Here is a 16,619-nt window from a genome sequence, read left to right as displayed (position 1 = left end):
TCCTCTTTTCTTTTATACTCATGGTCTGTCCGAAATAGTTCCCTAACGCTCGTAGATTCCGCGGATGTCCTCCGTGGGCGGCTCCACCGGATAATCGCCGGTAAAGCATGCCGTACAGACGGGAAGTCCGCCGGCCATCTCACGGAGCCGCTCCGGGCGCAGGTACGAAAGGCTGTCGGCCCCGATAATCTGGCGGATTTCCTCGATGGTGCGCCCGTGGGCAATGAGCTGGTCGTCCGAAGGGATGTCCGTCCCGAAATAGCAGGGATGGAGAAACGGCGGCGCCGAAACCATCATGTGAACTTCCTTAGCGCCGGCCTCCCGCAGCATGCTGACAATCAGGCTGCTGGTGGTGCCGCGGACGATGGAATCGTCGATTAAGATGACGCGCTTTCCGTTCACGGCCTCTTTTAAGACGTTTAGCTTCACCCGCACGGCCGACTCTCTGCTGCTCTGCTTTGGCTTAATAAAGGTTCTTCCCACATAGGAATTCTTCACGAAGGCCATGCAGTAAGGGATCCCTGATTCCATGGAATAGCCAAGGGCCGCGGCGTTTCCCGACTCCGGGACGCCGGCGACTATGTCTGCCTCCACCGGGGAATCCTTTGCCAGGCACCGGCCGGCATAGATCCGCGAATGATAGACGCCGACACCGTCAAACACGCTGTCGGGTCTTGCAAAATAAATATATTCAAATACGCATCTGGCTTCCTTTTCCGGCTCACACATGGACGTATCCGAAAGGATCCCGTCCTTTGTGATGGCAACCACCTCGCCGGGCCGCACGTCGCGGACAAATTCCGCGCCGATGGTGTCCAAGGCGCTGGTCTCCGAAGCCAGAATGTAGGCATGGTCGCGCTTTCCGATGCAGAGCGGCTTAAAGCCCTGGGGATCCCTGGCGCCGATGAGCTTCTGCGGGCTCATGATGACGAGGGAATAAGCGCCCCTTAGCTTCTTCATGGCGCGGAGCACGGCCGCCTCCACGCTGCCTGCCTTCACCCGCTCCCTTGCGATGTGATAGGCGATGACCTCGCTGTCGATGGTGGTCTGGAAAATGGCGCCGTCATGGGCCAGCTCCCTCTTAAGCTCCGGGGTATTCACGATGTTCCCGTTGTGAGCCAGTGCCAGCGTCCCTTTTAAATAATGAAGGACGAGGGGCTGCGCGTTCTCCCGGCTGCTGCCGCCGGCCGTCGAATACCGCACATGGCCGACGCCGAGGCTCCCGTGAAGGCCGTCTAACATTTCCGGCGTAAACACCTCGCTGCAAAGGCCCATGCCCTTCTGGACACGGGCGCCGCCTGCCGGATTTTCCGGGTCGCAGACAGCGATGCCGCAGCTTTCCTGTCCGCGGTGCTGGAGTGCCGCTAAGCCGTAATAGATGGTCTGCGCCACGTCGTTTCTGTCAAAATCATAGATGCCGAAGACGCCGCACTCCTCATGGGGCCTGTCGCCTTCCCATTCCTGCATGCCGTACTCGTATTCTTCTTCCATTCTATTTTCTGTCCTCGATTCCAAGTCTTCTGAATACTTCGTTGTAAGCGTCTTCTACGTTGCCCATGTCTCTTCTGAAGCGGTCTTTGTCCAGCTTCTCATGGGTTTCCTTGTCCCAGAGACGGCAGGTATCCGGAGAAACCTCGTCAGCCAGGATGATCTGTCCTTTATAACGGCCGAACTCGATCTTAAAGTCCACCAGGTCGATGCCGAGGCTGTCAAAGTATTTCTTCATGACCTCGTTTACCTTGAAGGCATATTTTTCGATTAACGCAATCTCCTCCTCGGTGGCAAGCTCCAGGGAAAGAGCATAGTAGCTGTTGATGAACGGATCGTGAAGATCATCGTTTTTATAGCTGAATTCCAGCGTCGGGCGCTTGAAGACGATGCCCTCTTCCATGCCCATTTTCTTTGCAAAGCTTCCTGCGGAGATGTTGCGGATGATGACCTCAAGCGGCACGATCTCCACTCTCTTAACGGCCGTCTCCCTGTCGCTTAATTCCTCGATGTAGTGGGTCGGAACGCCTTCCTTCTCAAGAAGCTTGAAGATATGGTTCGTCATGCGGTTGTTGATGGCTCCCTTGCCTACAATCGTCCCTTTCTTCTGTCCGTCAAATGCCGTCGCATCATCTTTATAATCCACGATCAGAACGTCGGGATCCTCTGTGGTAAAAACCTTCTTTGCTTTTCCTTCGTACAGTAAATCAACTTTTTTCATCGCTTTTCCCATCCTTTTCTTTTGATATTGAACTGCAAGCGACCCGCTGTCAAGAAGCCTTTCATGGAATTCATACCCTTTTCGGGTACCCCGTAATACAGCCCCTACGGGTGGGCGCGCTGCGCGCGATAATTATAAGTTTTCCATATAAAACATGGCTGATTTCGCAGGATTCACAAAAATTATAATCCATGTATCCCTGAAAATCAAGAATCGCTTCCCCTGTGATTCATTAGAAATACTAATATTTTTTACAAGCTGACGGAATAGGTTCACGGTTTTTCTTCCGAACTGTCTCCGTGGAACCAGAAAATTGTCCCCGAATCCCGGCCAATTCCGATGCCGAAAACCTCACCTTCTGTCTCCCGGGAATCGGACGCCGGGACTCGTCTTTCCCAGGCTGTGCTCCGGATGGCCCTTTCTCCCAGGAAAAAAGCCTCGGCCGCCAGAATCAGGCGCAGCAGGAACATCATCCGTCTTTTCCGTCTTTCTCTTCGGTACCCGTTCCGCCATGGATGGCGCGGCCTGTATGCGTACCGGATATCAGATTCCTCCTGTCTCTTCCTTTACAATAACGGAAACGCCGTCGGGAATCACTGTGATCCCGGCCTCCGGGTTCCCAAGGATCTCTTCTGCCTTCTTTATGGCCGCCTCTATGGAATCCGCATACTCCATCTGCATGGCCGTCACCATCTCCTTCGGCGCTGATGTGACCATGATGACACGATGCTTTAAAAGGACACGGCACATGATCTGGGCCTGCCACTGATCCGGCTCTGTCGCCTCCATAGGCGTTTCGAGGAACCGCTTCATGATGGCCTCTTTTTCCTCGCCGGATGCAAAGGTATCATAAAGGGACTGGCTCCCATGGCCCTCGATGCACTCCGACACCATGATAATGACGCCGCCCGGCTTGCAGGCGGCCTCGGCCGCCGTCATTCCTTTGACCGACTGGTAGATGTTCTGATCTAACGGCCAGCCGCCGTTGGTGGAGATCACGATGTCCGCCGGCACTGCCTTTACGCCGGCAAGGCCGCCGACAAATTCGCAGCCGGCCTGGTGCGCCATGTCAAAATCTCCGGCAAAAGCGCGGATCACCTTCTTTTCCGAGTCTAAAGCTACATTTAAAATAAAGGCCAGTCCCAGCTTTTTCGCCGCATACACCATGTCCTCGTGGATCGGGTTCCCTGGTAAGTTCCCGGTTCTCGCAAAGGGGCTGGCGATAAACTTTGAGCAGTGATTTGCCATAACGGTTTCTGCGCTGCAAACGCCTGGAAGGACGCTCTTTCTTCCGCCGGAAAAACCGGCGAAAAAGTGGGGTTCAATGAAGCCCTCGGCAATCAGGAGGTCGGCTTCGGCCGCGATGCGGTTCACCTTTAAAAGCCCGCCGGACGGAAGAATGCCGGCCTCAACCATGTTCCCGGCCTCGTATCCCTTATGTACCACAAACCGGATATCGTCCCTGTCCATATACTCCTCGCCGAACTTTGCGGCCAGCTCTTCTCTCGTGGTCGGGCGGTGAAAGCCCGTGGCAATCAAGACCGTCACGACGGCATCCGGATTCCCCTCCCGGATCTCCGAAAGAAGGGCCGGAAAGAGCAGACGGCTCGGCACTGGACGCGTGTGGTCGCTGGCTATTAACACAATGTTTTTCTTGCCCCTTGAAAGCTCCCGCAGCCTCGGGCTTCCGATGGGATGTTCCATCGCCTCTCTTATGAGGTCTCCCTCCGGCTTGTCAACATGGTACCCATGGGCGCCGCAGGTCAGGACTCCCTTAAGCCTCTCATCGGGGATGACGGCCTCTGCGGTTCCTTTTCCGTAAGGAAGTTTGATTTTTGCCATAGATTCCTCCTTTCTCGTTTCCTTAAATACCTCTGTGTGTGGTTCCTTTCCTTCATTCTAGCGGTTTCAAGAATCCCTGTCAACAGCCGGGGGATGCAAAAAACCGAGGGGGAGAACAGCCCTCCCCCTCTTTTCTTTACATAAGAACACACGTCCAAATGCAAGAGATTTCCATTGTCTTCTTTTTATCATTTGGTTCGGCAGGCATCCTTTTCATGAAACAATTTTGAAACAGCAATGTACATCAAAATCCCCGCCATAATACCAGCAAATCTCAGCAATATATCGGAAAGATCAAAAGCCCCAAACCAGGTGAAATACTGGAATAATTCTATTCCCACCCCTATACTAAAAGAATATGCCCAGCTACTCAGGAGTTTTTTATCCGAAAATGCGCCGCAGGCGCAGAAGGAAAGACCCGCAAACAGTCCTGCGTTTCCAAAAATATTGCGAAATGCAAATGGTTCTGTTATGTAAGAAACGTAATATTTCAAGCTTGCAAGTGAAAGCGAATATCTGCTCCCGCCCATCTGCACATTGTTCATGAAATCTGCTCTTTGTTCCAGCAAATGCGATAGATTACCATCAAACTTTAGCCCTATGAGAAGGAAAACTATAATCGTCATGAAAATTAGTGCTTTTTTCCAAACATTCTTTTTCATTTCTTCTCTCCATCCAAAATACGGTTATTGCTCTGATTGAGCAATAACCGTATTTTATATTCACCTTACTTTTTTACTCTTCAGATATAGTTCCATTGAAAGAATAACGGTTGCTGTTTGTCGGAACTTCAAACAATACATAATATCTTGAATTTTTGTTAAGTCCACCAAGAGTCATTCCTCCGTATTTTATTATATACTTTTTTATTTTATTTGTCTATATTTTTTGTATTTATATTGTTTTTTCTCTTTTTATAAATGGTTATATCTTGGTCTTAGAAATATATTGCATGTAGTACATTATTTACGTCATATTTCATGGAAATAAGTGTATTTTAATATTTATTCAAATCAAGTAGGTAAATAGCAATCTGAGAGTCCCGTTTGTAATCCAAGAGTCTCTTTTTGTAATTTAAAATCCTGTTTTGTAAGTGAGATTCCCATTTTGTAAATGAAACTCCCGTTTTGTAAGCGAGATTCCCGGATTTTCATTCGCACATAGATATGGTATAATACATTCAGCAGTAAATTTGCGCACAACAACCAGAGATCAATCCCCTCTCGAAATTTTTGTATTCGGAGAATCCATCCCTGCTTTAGCTGGATATGATTGTTCTTTTCTGGCGGCTCTTTCGCAAATTTATTTGTTACTTTTTGAGAAGTTTGGGCTTCAGGATGATATTCTCGGCGGCAACCGGTGAACATCCAAGTTTCTTGAGCACATCTTCTCCGTAATAAAAGCTGAACGTTTCGTATGGGCTGCGGTTGTTCAGCTTTTTTCTTTTGTACGAATTGATATGATCCATCATCCGGTAAATATCGGACTGTGTCAGATCATCGAAACTGCTTCCCTTGGGCAGAATACGCCGTATCAGTTCGTGGTTTACTTCACAGGCCCCTTTTTGATATGGCGCACTGGGATCACAATAAAATACGTTCGTTCGGTTACAGGGAACAGTGTCACGCCGCTCCATTTCTTTTGGATTTGAGAACTCACTCCCGTTGTCTGTCAGGATAACCGGAAACAAACGGCTGAACAGCTCTGGGCCGAGAACTTTATCCAACAGCTTTATAATCCGTATCACAGAGGCAGACGTATTCGCATCCCGCAGAAACGCCAGCATCAAGCTGGTTTCAACAAAGTGTATGGTAAGCAGACATTTGCCTCCGGCACGGCCGATCACCGTGTCCATCTGCACAATGGCAGTTTCCGGATTATTCTCCAGAAACTTCTGGAAATCCGTATAACTACGCCCGATGCGGCAGCCCCTGTCCACTTTGAATTCGGGCTGCTTATAACGGGGACGATATTTAACTTTACGTGGCAGATCAATGTTCCTGATGTCAAAAAGCTGGGCATCCACATAGTTATACAAGGTCTTCTCGCTGCACATCAGTTCATCAACGTGATCCAGATAGATCTGATGGAGTGACTGCCCGTTTTTGACCAGAGGACTGATGATCCGATTGATCCTGGCGATATCCCCTTCATTGGATAGAATTCCTGTCCGGGCTTCCGAGATTGCATGATGAGCCCTTTCATGTGCATCTGCCGGATCATAAATACGCTTCAGCAGCGTGCATTTCGGAAGCTGACCGCATCCATTACAAACATAAGGCGGTTTATTTTTGACAGAACAAACGTCCTCTATAAAATCCGGACAGTGAAGCGTGCACTCCGGGCATAAACTGCATTTGTATGCGGATGGATGCGTACAGCTCGTTCCGCACAGTTTTTTTGCTTTGCATGAAATGCGGAATTTACAAGGATTATAAGGATATCCGGGCCGTCCGCTTTTCTTGTCATGGGAATACTTTTTAATCTCCTTGGCAATCGTTGTACGGTCCTTACCCAGTTCTTTTCCGATTGCACCAAAGGAGGCATTCTCCTGAAGGCGCTGTGCAAGGATGATCCGATCTTCATAGGATAAAAACTTTGACATGGTGGCTCCTTTCCCGCCGCCAGAAATCAAAGCATAACAGAAAAGAGACCAACGATCCAGTCCGTCTCCTTCTGTTTGTAAAAGAAAATCCATACCTTTCTTTTACATCAATAATAATTCACTTTTTACACCCATCCGAGATAGAGGGTATGGAATCTCGGATTACAATTAAGGATTCAAATCAAGTAATACATACTTACCAAATAGAATTTTTGTATGATATTTTCTTCTTTCTCTTAATTAAAAACCCCAATGTTCAAGATAAACCAACTCCTATCCAAAAAGAAAGCAGTCCCGGCATCCTGCATCATGCCCCGACTGCTTTCTCATTGCTTTCTGCGGCCGCACCGCGCTTTTATTCTCCTGATGCTATCCCGCTTCCTGTACCCGAGGATACGGAGGTACTGCTTCTCGTTCCGTCCATGTCCTCCACATCGTTTTTCATATCCTCGGCTGCGTTTCCGATGCCGTCGGCCACGTCCTCGGCGCCGTCTTTTACATCGTCAACCATGTCTTTCAGAACGCCGCCGCTCTCTCCGTCGTTGTTGGTTCCGGCAGAGGACGACGTGTTCCCTGCGGCATTTTCTGTCGTTTCCCTGGCAGAAGACGGTGCCGTCGTGGCAGAGCCGGAGCCGTCCCGCCTTCCGCAGGCTGCCGTCAGGCAGATGGCTGCGGCCAATAAAAGTCCCCAAGAGAACCGTTTCATTTTTTCCATAATGCATTCTCCTTTCTACGGCTAGTATGCACGTTTTTCAGGAGATTATATTGGAATTTTTTTCATGATTTTCCCGTTCTCTTTTACTCCGCAAAGAACTCCGTCACTGCCCCGGCTATCTCCTCCGCCCGCGAAAGAATCAGCGGGTGCCCGCCTGTCTCATAAATCTTATACCGGATATTCGGATTCCGTTCTTTCAAATACCGGCACTCCGCTTCCATGTCATTTGCCAGCATCTCGTCGGCCCTGCTCGCCGTAATGAGAAGCGGAATCCGAATCGCCTCAATGGGCGCCGAAAAAAGACGGACATGGTTCTTTTCATAACCGACAAGGGCTTCTGTATCCAGATCCACCACAGACTCCCAGTCTTCTCCCTGGCACCACTCGTAAAATCCCCGCGCCTGCTCGTCCTGCCTGGCAGCCGCCCGCTCTTTGAGGAGTCCAGCGGCAAATCCCGGCGGGAGCGTCCGCCCGTCAAAACTGTCTGCTGCTGCCTTATGGAAAAGCTCCGGATATTCCAGCGCCGCGTTGATCGCAGCATAGGCCCCGCCGCTCGTCCCGACCAGATTCACTTTCCCGCAGTCCAGCCGCCGGCAGAGAGCGGCCGCCTGGCGTCCCCAGTCGATCCACAGCTCTTCAGGGAATCTGGTGAGCCGCTCCGACCGTCCATTTCCCAGAAAGTCCATCAGGATCACCCGCATATGCTCTCGGTAAAGCGGCAAAAGAAACTCAAACATCCGCGAGGATGCCGTATTTCCGTGAAGGAAAATACACGGTTTTCCTGTCCCTTCCTCATAATAAAACACCTTTTTTCCGCCGTAATCAAAATATGGCATCGCGCTCCCCCTTTCCTTCGTAAATCCGCTTTCTTATCAGATGCAGGAAGAAAACCCGGAATTTCTAACTGTGTTTCTCCTGCTGAATCTTGTAAATCCTGGCAGCATTCCCGTAAAATACCGCCTCATGGTACTCCTCCGGCACCAGCCACTTCACGAAATCCACGGATTCCTCATAATTTGCAAGCGGCCAGTCCGTCCCGAACATGAATTTCCCGTAATTGTCGCAGTAGGAAACCCAGGTGCGAAACGTCTCGAAATATCCCCGCTGCCGTTCCAAAAGCCTGCCAAACTCCATTTTCCCGACCAAAATTCCCGAAAGATCGGCCGCCACATTGTCATTTTTCTCCACCACAGCCGCTGCGTCCATCAGCCACGGGTTCCCGAAATGGCACATGACAAACTGCACATCCGGATGGCGGACGGCTGCCTCATCCATGGTGAGCGGGTGGCTGTACTTTAAATATGCCCTGGGGCCTGCCGTCTGGCCCATGTGGACAGCAACCGGCTTTTGATAAGCCGCCGCCAGCTCGTAAACCGGCTCATAGCTCTCATCGGTGATATACGTTTTATTGTATCCTGGATACAGCTTGATTCCCACGCAGCTTTCCAGCTTTAAATGCTGCTCGATGAGAGCATAGGAGTCCACAAGACGGTTCTCCCTTAAAATCTTGCCGTCCAGCCCGATACAGTACCTGAGAAAATCCGGATACTGGTGTTCTTCTAACGAAAGTCCCCTGTTCCCCATGACGATTCCCATAACAATCCCGAGGCGTTCATATTCCTTTTTTAAATGTTCCGCCGTATTCTCATGTCCGGCCGCCCTGGCTAGTTCGTCGAAATGCGGATATTCCGGACAGAAATGAAGATGGGCGTCGATAATTTTCATGATGATTCCCCTTTTCTTCATCAGATTTCTGATTTTTCTTTTTCTCCCCAGTATCATATGATAAAATAAAAGAAACTTCCACAATGCCGTGTCCGCAAAAGATCTGAAAGGAGGCGTTCCCATGAAAGATACGGACAACCTGCAAAAGAAGCTTTCACTTCCGGTGAAGGCTTTGTTTGCAATATTTTTCACCTATTTTTTCCTGTTCCGTTCCCATGCTTCGGACGAAGCTATGAGAACCGTCGTCTATCCCTACTGCATTCTCTGCCTTGTCACCCACGATTTCTGCGCTGCCTCCGGGGGCAATGACCGGATGGACGCTCTCTACTGGACAGTTTTTAAGCTTTTGATCCCTGCCGGGCTTCTCCTGCACTTTCGGGATCGGATAAGCGCCCTCTCACTCTCCCTTGTCGTTCTCTGCGCTGTCGTTTTCACCGCCATTGACCTTTACACCCTGCACAAATCAAAATAGCATTGCCTTAAGAAAAGGCGGCAGGCCAGCCCACAAAAGCTGTTCTGCCGCCTTTCATCAAAAATATTTCTTATTTCCCCAGAGGTTGCTCCGTTTGAGATCCAGATACTCGTTGTAGGCCTTCTCCAGAATCTGCTTTTCGTTGGAAAATTTCAGAAGATGGTATGCCTCATAAAATTTATAGTATCCGGAATCCACGAAGTATTCCTCCCGCTGTGGTTTGCTGTAATAGCTGTCCGCCATCATCAGGTACCAGTGGACATCCTTCTCCACCATGTCCTGAGGCGTACTGAAAGAATACTGGCTCTTGCCAATATACTTGATAATCGAGGCGGAAACGCCGGTTTCCTCCTTCACTTCTCTGAGCGCCGTCTCTTTGAACTCTTCTCCTGCTTCAACAGTTCCCTTCGGCAGAACCCATCCCTCGTACCGGTTCTTATAATTCTTATAAAGGACGAGGATTTTGCCTCGAAAAATAACCACACCGCCACAGCTCGTTGCTTCTATCATTGCAATCCCTCCTGATGGAGCGCAGGCAAACCGCCTGCTCTCCTGGTGTGTACTCATAGACTGGCTCTATTATACTTCTTTTTCAGGATCTTCGCAACAACAGTTTTCAGGTACATTTTTCCGCATTCGATCCAAACCAGCACGAATGTTTATTTTCTGTCTCCCAATTTCAAGGGAGTGTCGCAAAATCATCAAAATAGATGATTGAGCGGCACTTCTGCTTGTTACAGCAAAAAATCCGGCGCTCCCTATGGTTTCAGAGCAGATCGCCGGATTTTTGCCGTACTTTAATAAAACCTTTCGGTTTTATGATTTTTCTATGCAGTTTTTACTTCAAACAGATGGCTTCCTGTCCGGCCATTTTGGATCTTAGCATGCAATTTATTCAGATTATACCCCAGGCACAGCAGTAGGATCTCCAGTTTTACCTTCGTTTTCCCTCTCAGCAGAAATCTCTGGAATTCATAATCGTTTTTCAACACCCCAAAGGCTCCTTCTACTTGAATCGAACGGTTTGTCCGATACTGGATCCCTTTTTCGCTTATGATGTTCTCATAAGATTCCCGACGCTTTTTCAAAAAGTTTTTGGAAAGATACAGCCTCTTATTTCCCTTTGCCCTCGTACATTTTTTCTTATACGGACATCCGCCGCAATCCTCACATTCATATACTGTTACCTCGGACTGATAGCCGCTTTTGCTTTTCTGCTTCTTTTTAAACACTTCTCTCAGTGTTTTTCCTGCATGACAGGTGTAGGTGTCTGTCTCTTCCTTATACGCCATATTTTCCCGTTTGCTGATGTCTTTCTTAAAACTTCTCTTTTTCCATTTTTCGTAGGTCTGCGGTTTGATGTAAGGGATCTGACCCTGGCTTTTCAGATATTCATAAGCCTCTTCGCTTTCATACCCCGAATCCGCAGTCACACTGGGATATCGAAATCCCAGGTTCACTTCCATGTTTTTCAGAAACGGCACCAGTGTCCATACATCATTCCGATCCTGAAAAATCCCAGCTGCCACAATGTATTCGCTGTCCACTGCGATCTGGACGTTATATCCAGGTTTCAGCTGGGCATTCCTCATATGATCATCCTTCATGTGCATAAAAGTGGCATCCGGATCCGTCTTGCAGTAGTTATTCCGGCCCTGGAAACTAGCTGTATGCCAGTCATAGATTGTCTGGCGTTCCAGAAACCGGCGGAACAGTTCCAGATATTTTTGATTCCGGCTTTTGCGTTTTCCTCTTCCATGTACCAAAATCGTCCCATCCAGACGGCATCGTTCTTCCAGAAACCGGCAGATTTCCTGAAGGTCCTGGGTACGGCTTTCCTCTCCCACATGGAACCCGCAGATATAATCCTGGTTCAGAAGACAGACTGCCTCCTGAATCCGTTCGTACATCTTTGCTTCCCATTTCCCCACCGATTTCTTCCAGACGAAGGTATATTTATTGGCACAGGCTTCCAGTTTTGTCCCATCAATAAATACGGTTTCTTTTGATAATTCTCCGCTTGCTTCCAGGCGGCAGACCATCTGGTAGAACAGATTTTCACAGGCATCTGCCAGAAAACCGGTTCGGAAACGGGCAATGGTGCTGTGATCCGGTGCTTTTTGTCCGGCAAGCAGCCACATAAAGTTGATGTCGCGTCTGCATGCGGTTTCAATTTTTCTGGATGAATAGATGTTCTGGGAATAGGCATAAGTCAGGATCTTGAACATGGTCTTTGGGTCCACTGCCGGATTTCTGCCTTTGGCAGAGTAAGCCTGATACAGCAAGCTGTAATCTAAATCCTCCAATTCGTGGCTCAGCAGTCGAACAGAATCATCATCAGGAACCAAACCTTCCAAATTTAATGGCAAAACCAGTTGATAAGGCTCACCGAATTCGGTATAATTTTTATGGTATTTTAATTTACTGGTCATATCTTATTATACCATGGATTACGGGCTCTTCAGGGTCCGTTTTCTGTTTTCAGGGCATAAAAAAGGAGCCGCTGCTCCATAGATGATTACTCATCTATTTTTCAACGGCTCCTCATATGTTTACTTTCTCTGCACACTTTCAAAATCATTCCAGCTAATAGCTTCCATAACACCTGGCACAGATTAGAGTACTAAAAAGAGCGGGAAAGATTTTTCGCCCTTCTCGCTCTTTGCTTTGTTTTCCTGTTCAAATCCAATCCAAATCAATCATCTTCCAAATCCAAATTTCCTCTTTGTTTTCCTGTTTTCTTAAATTCTCCGATCCCTAAATTTTCTTATTTTTTTCCCTTTCCCGTTTTCCGTCCTGGGAGTTTCACTCGTCCACCTTCCGCTCTTTTTCCCTTTTTAAAACTCATTCTCTTTTCTTCTTCCCTTTTCCAAATTTCCCGTTTTTCCCTTTAAATACAAGGGATTTAAGGATTTTTTCATTTTTACTTTTCATGATTTTATCCTTATCAAAAGCCGGATGAAACCTTATGAAAAGCGGAAAATAGGAGTGAAAATTGGTAAAGAAAAAGAGCAAGAAAGATTTTCGTCCTTCTCGCTCTCTGTTTTATTTTCCTTATTTTAACCAAACCCAAACCTTATGTGTGACCGTGTGTTTTTGATCGGAGGATTGGGTGGGTTTTAATTGGGTGGGAACAATTTCCTTACTTCTCCCCCCGATACCCATTGGGATTCATGGACTGCCATCTCCAGGCATCGGCGCACATCTCATCAAGTCCTCTCTTTGCCTTCCAGCCAAGCTCTCTCTCGGCCTTTGCCGCATCGGCATAGCAGGTGGCAATGTCGCCGGCCCGCCGCGGCTTAATCACATAGGGAATTTCTCTTCCGACGGCTCTGGAAAACGCATGGATCACATCCAGTACGCTGTATCCATGGCCGGTTCCGAGATTGTAAATATACACGGACGGCTCGTCCTCAAACTTCTTTAAAGCCTTCACATGGCCGTCAGCCAAATCCATCACATGGATATAATCGCGGACACCTGTCCCATCCGGCGTATCATAGTCGTTTCCAAACACGCCGACCTCTTTCAGCTTCCCGACAGCCACCTGGGTGATGTACGGCGTCAGGTTGTTGGGGATGCCCTCCGGATCCTCGCCGATGCGTCCGCTCTCATGGGCGCCCACCGGATTAAAGTACCGAAGAAGGATCACGTTCCACTCCGGGTCTGCCTTCTGGATATCTGTTAAAATCTGCTCCAGCATGCTCTTCGTCTGGCCGTAGGGGTTGGTGCACTGTCCCTTCGGGCACTCCTCGGTAATCGGCACGAAAGCCGGATCGCCGTAGACAGTCGCAGAAGAGCTGAAAATGATTTTCTTCACACCGTGCTTTCTCATGACATCGCAGAGAATCAACGTCCCTGTAATATTGTTATAGTAATACTCCCAGGGCTTTGCCACCGATTCGCCCACGGCCTTGAGGCCTGCAAAGTGGATGACTGCGTCGATCTCTTCTTTGGAAAAAATATCCTCCAGGGCGTTTCGGTCAAGCATGTCTGCCTGATAGAAGGTCAGCTCCTTTCCCGTGATCTCCCGCACACGCTTTAACGATTCCTCTGACGCGTTGCAGAGATTATCGAAGGCAACGACCTCATGGCCCTGATTTAAAAGCTCCAGACATGTGTGGCTGCCGATGTACCCGGCGCCTCCCGTAACCAATATTCTCATAGCTTTCCTCTCCTGCTCTTTATTTTTTGACCGCCGCAGTCCATGCCGGCAGCTTTAAAAGGTATCATCACCATTTTATAGTTATGATACCACGTTTCCGTCCGCAAAGGAATGGATTTTTTTGCGGTGCTGGTTCAGATTCTTACTGTCCGAGGTAACAGTCAAAAAGCTGTCTGGCGATGGGCGCCGCCACGCGGCCGCCGGAGCTCCCCTGTTCCACGATAACGCAGACTGCAATCTTCGGGTCGTCTGCCGGCGCAAAGCCGATGAACCAGGCATGGGCCTCTTTTCCCGCCTCGAACTGGGCCGATCCCGTCTTCCCGGCCGCCTGATAGGCATCGCTTTTTACGCGGGATCCGGTTCCCTCGTTCACGACGCGCACCATCAGATCCTTTAACGCCCCGGCCTCCGCCTCTGTTATCAGCGAGCCGTACTCCGACGGCGAGAACCGTTTCACCACCTGCCCGCCGGCATTTTCCACATGGTCGAGAACATACGGCTTCATCAAAACGCCCCCGTTTGCAATGGCTGCCGCCAGCATGGCATTGTGGATCGGCGTCATAAGCGTCGAACCCTGGCCGATGGAGGTCTGAAGGATCTCCCAGTCGGAAGCCCCGTCCGTCATGGTGAAGCTGCTCTTGTTATACGGCAGGGACAGCGGAAGCTCCTTATTATATAAAAGTTCCTCCGACAGGCTGTACAGCCTGTTAAGATCCAGGCTCAGCCCCAGATTGGCAAAGGCGCCGTTGCAGGAATCGGCAAAGGCCAGTCCGAAATCCACGTTCCCGTGGGCCGTCTGGCTGGCACACTGGATCTTAAATTCCTCATACTCAAAAATCCCGTCACAGGAAAACGTATAGTCATTGTAATCGCCCGGATGCTCTCTCATGTATTCCAACGCTGTTAAAAGCTTAAAGGTAGAGCCGGGCGGATACAGTCCCTGGGTAGCGCGGTTTAAAAGTCTGGCCTCGCTGGAATCCCCGTTTACCAGCGAATCCCATTCGGCCGCCACCGTATTGGGGTCAAAGGCCGGTTTTGAAACCATGGCCAGGATTTTTCCCGTGGACGGCTCGATGGCAACCACGGCTCCCCGGTTGTCTCCCAGGGCGTCGGACGCGGTCTTCTGGAGTGCCAGATCAAGCGTCGTCACCACATTGTCGCCGATGTTTTTCTGATCTGCCAGCTCGTTGACCGTCTTCTCGATCAGGTTCACATGGGAACTTAGGAGGTAGAAATTTGCCAGCGACTCAATCCCCGTCTTCCCGGCCGTCGAGTACCCGACCACATGGGCAAACAGCTCGCCGTACGGATAGATTCTCGTCTCGCTCCCGTCCTCGGCCACCGAGGTTTCCGCCAGAACCGTGCCGTCGCTGCTTAGAATCTTCCCGCGGATGATCCGGTCAGATAAGCTGTCCAGCCTGGAATTATAGGGGTTGTTGATGACCTCCTCACTTTCCGCCTGGATGAAATACCCCATATAGGCGCCCATCAAGAGGAACAGCGCCACGACGCCGTAGGCAAACCAGAGGATGCTTTTGTTGGCCTTCGGATTCGGTTTACTCTTTTTCATCCTCTTCCTCCTCGTTTTCCTTCAGAATATAAAGCCCCTGGATGATGCCGAACAGCAGGAATGTGGCCGCCGTGGAGCTGCCGCCGTAGCTGACAAACGGCAGGGTGACACCTGTGGACGGGATGAATTTCGTCACGCCCCCGATGGTGAGGAACACCTGCGTGATGTACACGGTGCCGAGCCCCAGGGCGATCAGTTTATAAAACATGGCCTGCATCCTGGAAGCGATCAGCATAAACTGGAGAAAGCACCCCAGGCAGATGAGAAGAAGGCAGATCCCGTAAATTCCGCCCATTTCCTCGCAGATGGCTGAAAAAATAAAATCCTTTTCCACCACAGGGATGGACTTCGGCATTCCCTGATAAAGCCCCATGCCGAACCAGCCGCCGGTCCCGATGGCAAACAGGGACTGGGCAACCTGATAGCCAGTATCATCCACATCGGCCCACGGGTTCCGCCACGCCTCCACCCGGCGTCTCACATGGGAAAACATCTGGTACGCTGCCGCTGCTGCCGCAGAACCGCTGGCAATCCCGGCACCAAGGTAGAAGACATTCGATGTGGCCGCAAACAGCATGACTAGGTAGGCCACAAAAAAAATCAGAGCGCCTCCCAGATCCCTGGAAAGCACCAGAATCAGCACATGGGCCGCCGCCACGGCTGTCGTGACGGCCACGCTCTTAAATTCCGCGGAGCGGTAAAACATGGTAGCAGCGAAAAAGACGAAGCTGATTTTTACAAACTCCGACGGCTGGACAGAGAATCCCTTATAGGAAAGGGAGAGCTGCGCCCCGCCGGAGGTGTTCCCCACAAGGCAGACAAGCCCTAAAAGCGCCAGCCCCAAAAGCCCGTAAATCCACGGGAATTTTGCAAGCTGCCATACCCGGTCGATGATAAACGGGATGATCCAGGACACCACAGCCGAGACTGCGACAATCAAAAACTGCCGGAAGGCCATCTGGGAATTTAACCGCGTGAGCATGATGAAGCCGGTGCATAAAAGCATGCAGGTGTTGTTTAAAAGGAGCCTCGACACGTTTCGGTAAAACAGCCGGTAAAGGTAAATATAGCACACGAAAAACACAAGCTGCGCCCCGTAGAACACCGCCAGAAGCTCCGATCCCGTCCGAAGGAAGATCACCAGGTTTGCGAGGAAATGCAGCATAAACATACAGATGAGCTGCCGCCCGCAGGCGCGGTTCTTCCCTGCGTCGTCCTTTATGGCAAAGAAACGGAAATTATAATATGTGTAGATTGCAATCAGAAGAATCATCAGGTACCTGGATACCTCAGTCACCAGATTCGTCACATTCTCA

At 49.8% G+C, this 16,619-nt stretch carries 15 protein-coding genes; 1 reads left to right on the top strand and 14 read right to left on the bottom strand.

Features of this window, described 5'->3' with window-relative positions; genetic code table 11:
- Positions 1 to 42: 42 nt before the first annotated feature.
- From purF to KE531_15915, 9 genes are all read right to left on the bottom strand, one after another.
- Complete coding sequence (gene purF / locus KE531_15955; GenBank protein ID MBR9955086.1) at positions 43 to 1,491, bottom strand: amidophosphoribosyltransferase; 1,449 nt, start codon at positions 1,489 to 1,491, stop codon at positions 43 to 45.
- A 1-nt stretch (position 1,492) separates the two neighbouring features.
- Complete coding sequence (locus tag KE531_15950) at positions 1,493 to 2,209, bottom strand: phosphoribosylaminoimidazolesuccinocarboxamide synthase (GenBank protein MBR9955085.1); 717 nt, start codon at positions 2,207 to 2,209, stop codon at positions 1,493 to 1,495.
- A 272-nt stretch (positions 2,210 to 2,481) separates the two neighbouring features.
- Positions 2,482 to 2,682, bottom strand: coding sequence for a hypothetical protein (locus KE531_15945; protein MBR9955084.1), 201 nt, complete (start codon positions 2,680 to 2,682; stop codon positions 2,482 to 2,484).
- A gap of 70 nt (positions 2,683 to 2,752) precedes the next feature.
- Entirely contained in the window at positions 2,753 to 4,051 is a 1,299-nt protein-coding gene (gene larA / locus KE531_15940) for a nickel-dependent lactate racemase (protein MBR9955083.1), read from the bottom strand.
- Between the two features lie 188 nt (positions 4,052 to 4,239).
- On the bottom strand, positions 4,240 to 4,713 hold the full coding sequence (locus tag KE531_15935) for a VanZ family protein (GenBank protein MBR9955082.1): 474 nt from the start codon (positions 4,711 to 4,713) through the stop codon (positions 4,240 to 4,242).
- Between the two features lie 647 nt (positions 4,714 to 5,360).
- Positions 5,361 to 6,656, bottom strand: coding sequence for an IS30 family transposase (locus tag KE531_15930; GenBank protein MBR9955081.1), 1,296 nt, complete (start codon positions 6,654 to 6,656; stop codon positions 5,361 to 5,363).
- A gap of 355 nt (positions 6,657 to 7,011) precedes the next feature.
- Positions 7,012 to 7,371: a hypothetical protein gene (locus KE531_15925; GenBank protein ID MBR9955080.1), complete on the bottom strand. Its 360-nt coding sequence runs from the start codon at positions 7,369 to 7,371 to the stop codon at positions 7,012 to 7,014.
- A gap of 83 nt (positions 7,372 to 7,454) precedes the next feature.
- Positions 7,455 to 8,207: an alpha/beta fold hydrolase gene (locus KE531_15920; protein ID MBR9955079.1), complete on the bottom strand. Its 753-nt coding sequence runs from the start codon at positions 8,205 to 8,207 to the stop codon at positions 7,455 to 7,457.
- 64 nt (positions 8,208 to 8,271) lie between these two features.
- The gene (locus KE531_15915) at positions 8,272 to 9,096 is read right to left on the bottom strand and encodes an amidohydrolase family protein (protein ID MBR9955078.1); all 825 of its coding nucleotides are present in this window, start codon (positions 9,094 to 9,096) and stop codon (positions 8,272 to 8,274) included.
- Positions 9,097 to 9,217: 121 nt separating this feature from the next.
- Here KE531_15915 and KE531_15910 point away from each other — a divergent pair, with 121 nt between their 5' ends.
- Positions 9,218 to 9,568, top strand: a complete 351-nt coding sequence (locus KE531_15910) for a hypothetical protein (protein MBR9955077.1) — start codon at positions 9,218 to 9,220, stop codon at positions 9,566 to 9,568.
- Positions 9,569 to 9,625: 57 nt separating this feature from the next.
- On the opposite strand, the gene KE531_15905 is transcribed toward KE531_15910, so the two are convergent.
- From KE531_15905 to KE531_15885, 5 genes are all read right to left on the bottom strand, one after another.
- Positions 9,626 to 10,078 (bottom strand): NUDIX hydrolase, encoded by a 453-nt coding sequence (locus KE531_15905; GenBank protein ID MBR9955076.1) that lies wholly within the window; start codon positions 10,076 to 10,078, stop codon positions 9,626 to 9,628.
- 317 nt (positions 10,079 to 10,395) lie between these two features.
- Positions 10,396 to 12,000, bottom strand: a complete 1,605-nt coding sequence (locus KE531_15900; GenBank protein ID MBR9955075.1) for an IS1182 family transposase — start codon at positions 11,998 to 12,000, stop codon at positions 10,396 to 10,398.
- Positions 12,001 to 12,710: 710 nt separating this feature from the next.
- Positions 12,711 to 13,733: a UDP-glucose 4-epimerase GalE gene (gene galE, locus KE531_15895; GenBank protein ID MBR9955074.1), complete on the bottom strand. Its 1,023-nt coding sequence runs from the start codon at positions 13,731 to 13,733 to the stop codon at positions 12,711 to 12,713.
- Positions 13,734 to 13,875: 142 nt separating this feature from the next.
- Complete coding sequence (locus KE531_15890) at positions 13,876 to 15,303, bottom strand: penicillin-binding protein 2 (GenBank protein ID MBR9955073.1); 1,428 nt, start codon at positions 15,301 to 15,303, stop codon at positions 13,876 to 13,878.
- Positions 15,290 to 16,612 carry an FtsW/RodA/SpoVE family cell cycle protein gene (locus tag KE531_15885; GenBank protein ID MBR9955072.1) on the bottom strand — a complete coding sequence of 441 codons (1,323 nt, stop codon included), beginning with the start codon at positions 16,610 to 16,612 and terminating at the stop codon, positions 15,290 to 15,292. Before KE531_15885 ends, KE531_15890 begins: the two co-directional genes overlap by 14 nt.
- Between the last annotated feature and the right edge of the window lie 7 nt (positions 16,613 to 16,619).

The organism is Eubacteriaceae bacterium Marseille-Q4139 (assembly GCA_018223415.1).
Taxonomy (GTDB): Bacteria; Bacillota; Clostridia; order Lachnospirales; family Lachnospiraceae; genus CABSIM01.
Note: the sequence above shows the minus strand (reverse complement) of the source record. Positions and strands in the feature narration are given on the sequence as shown.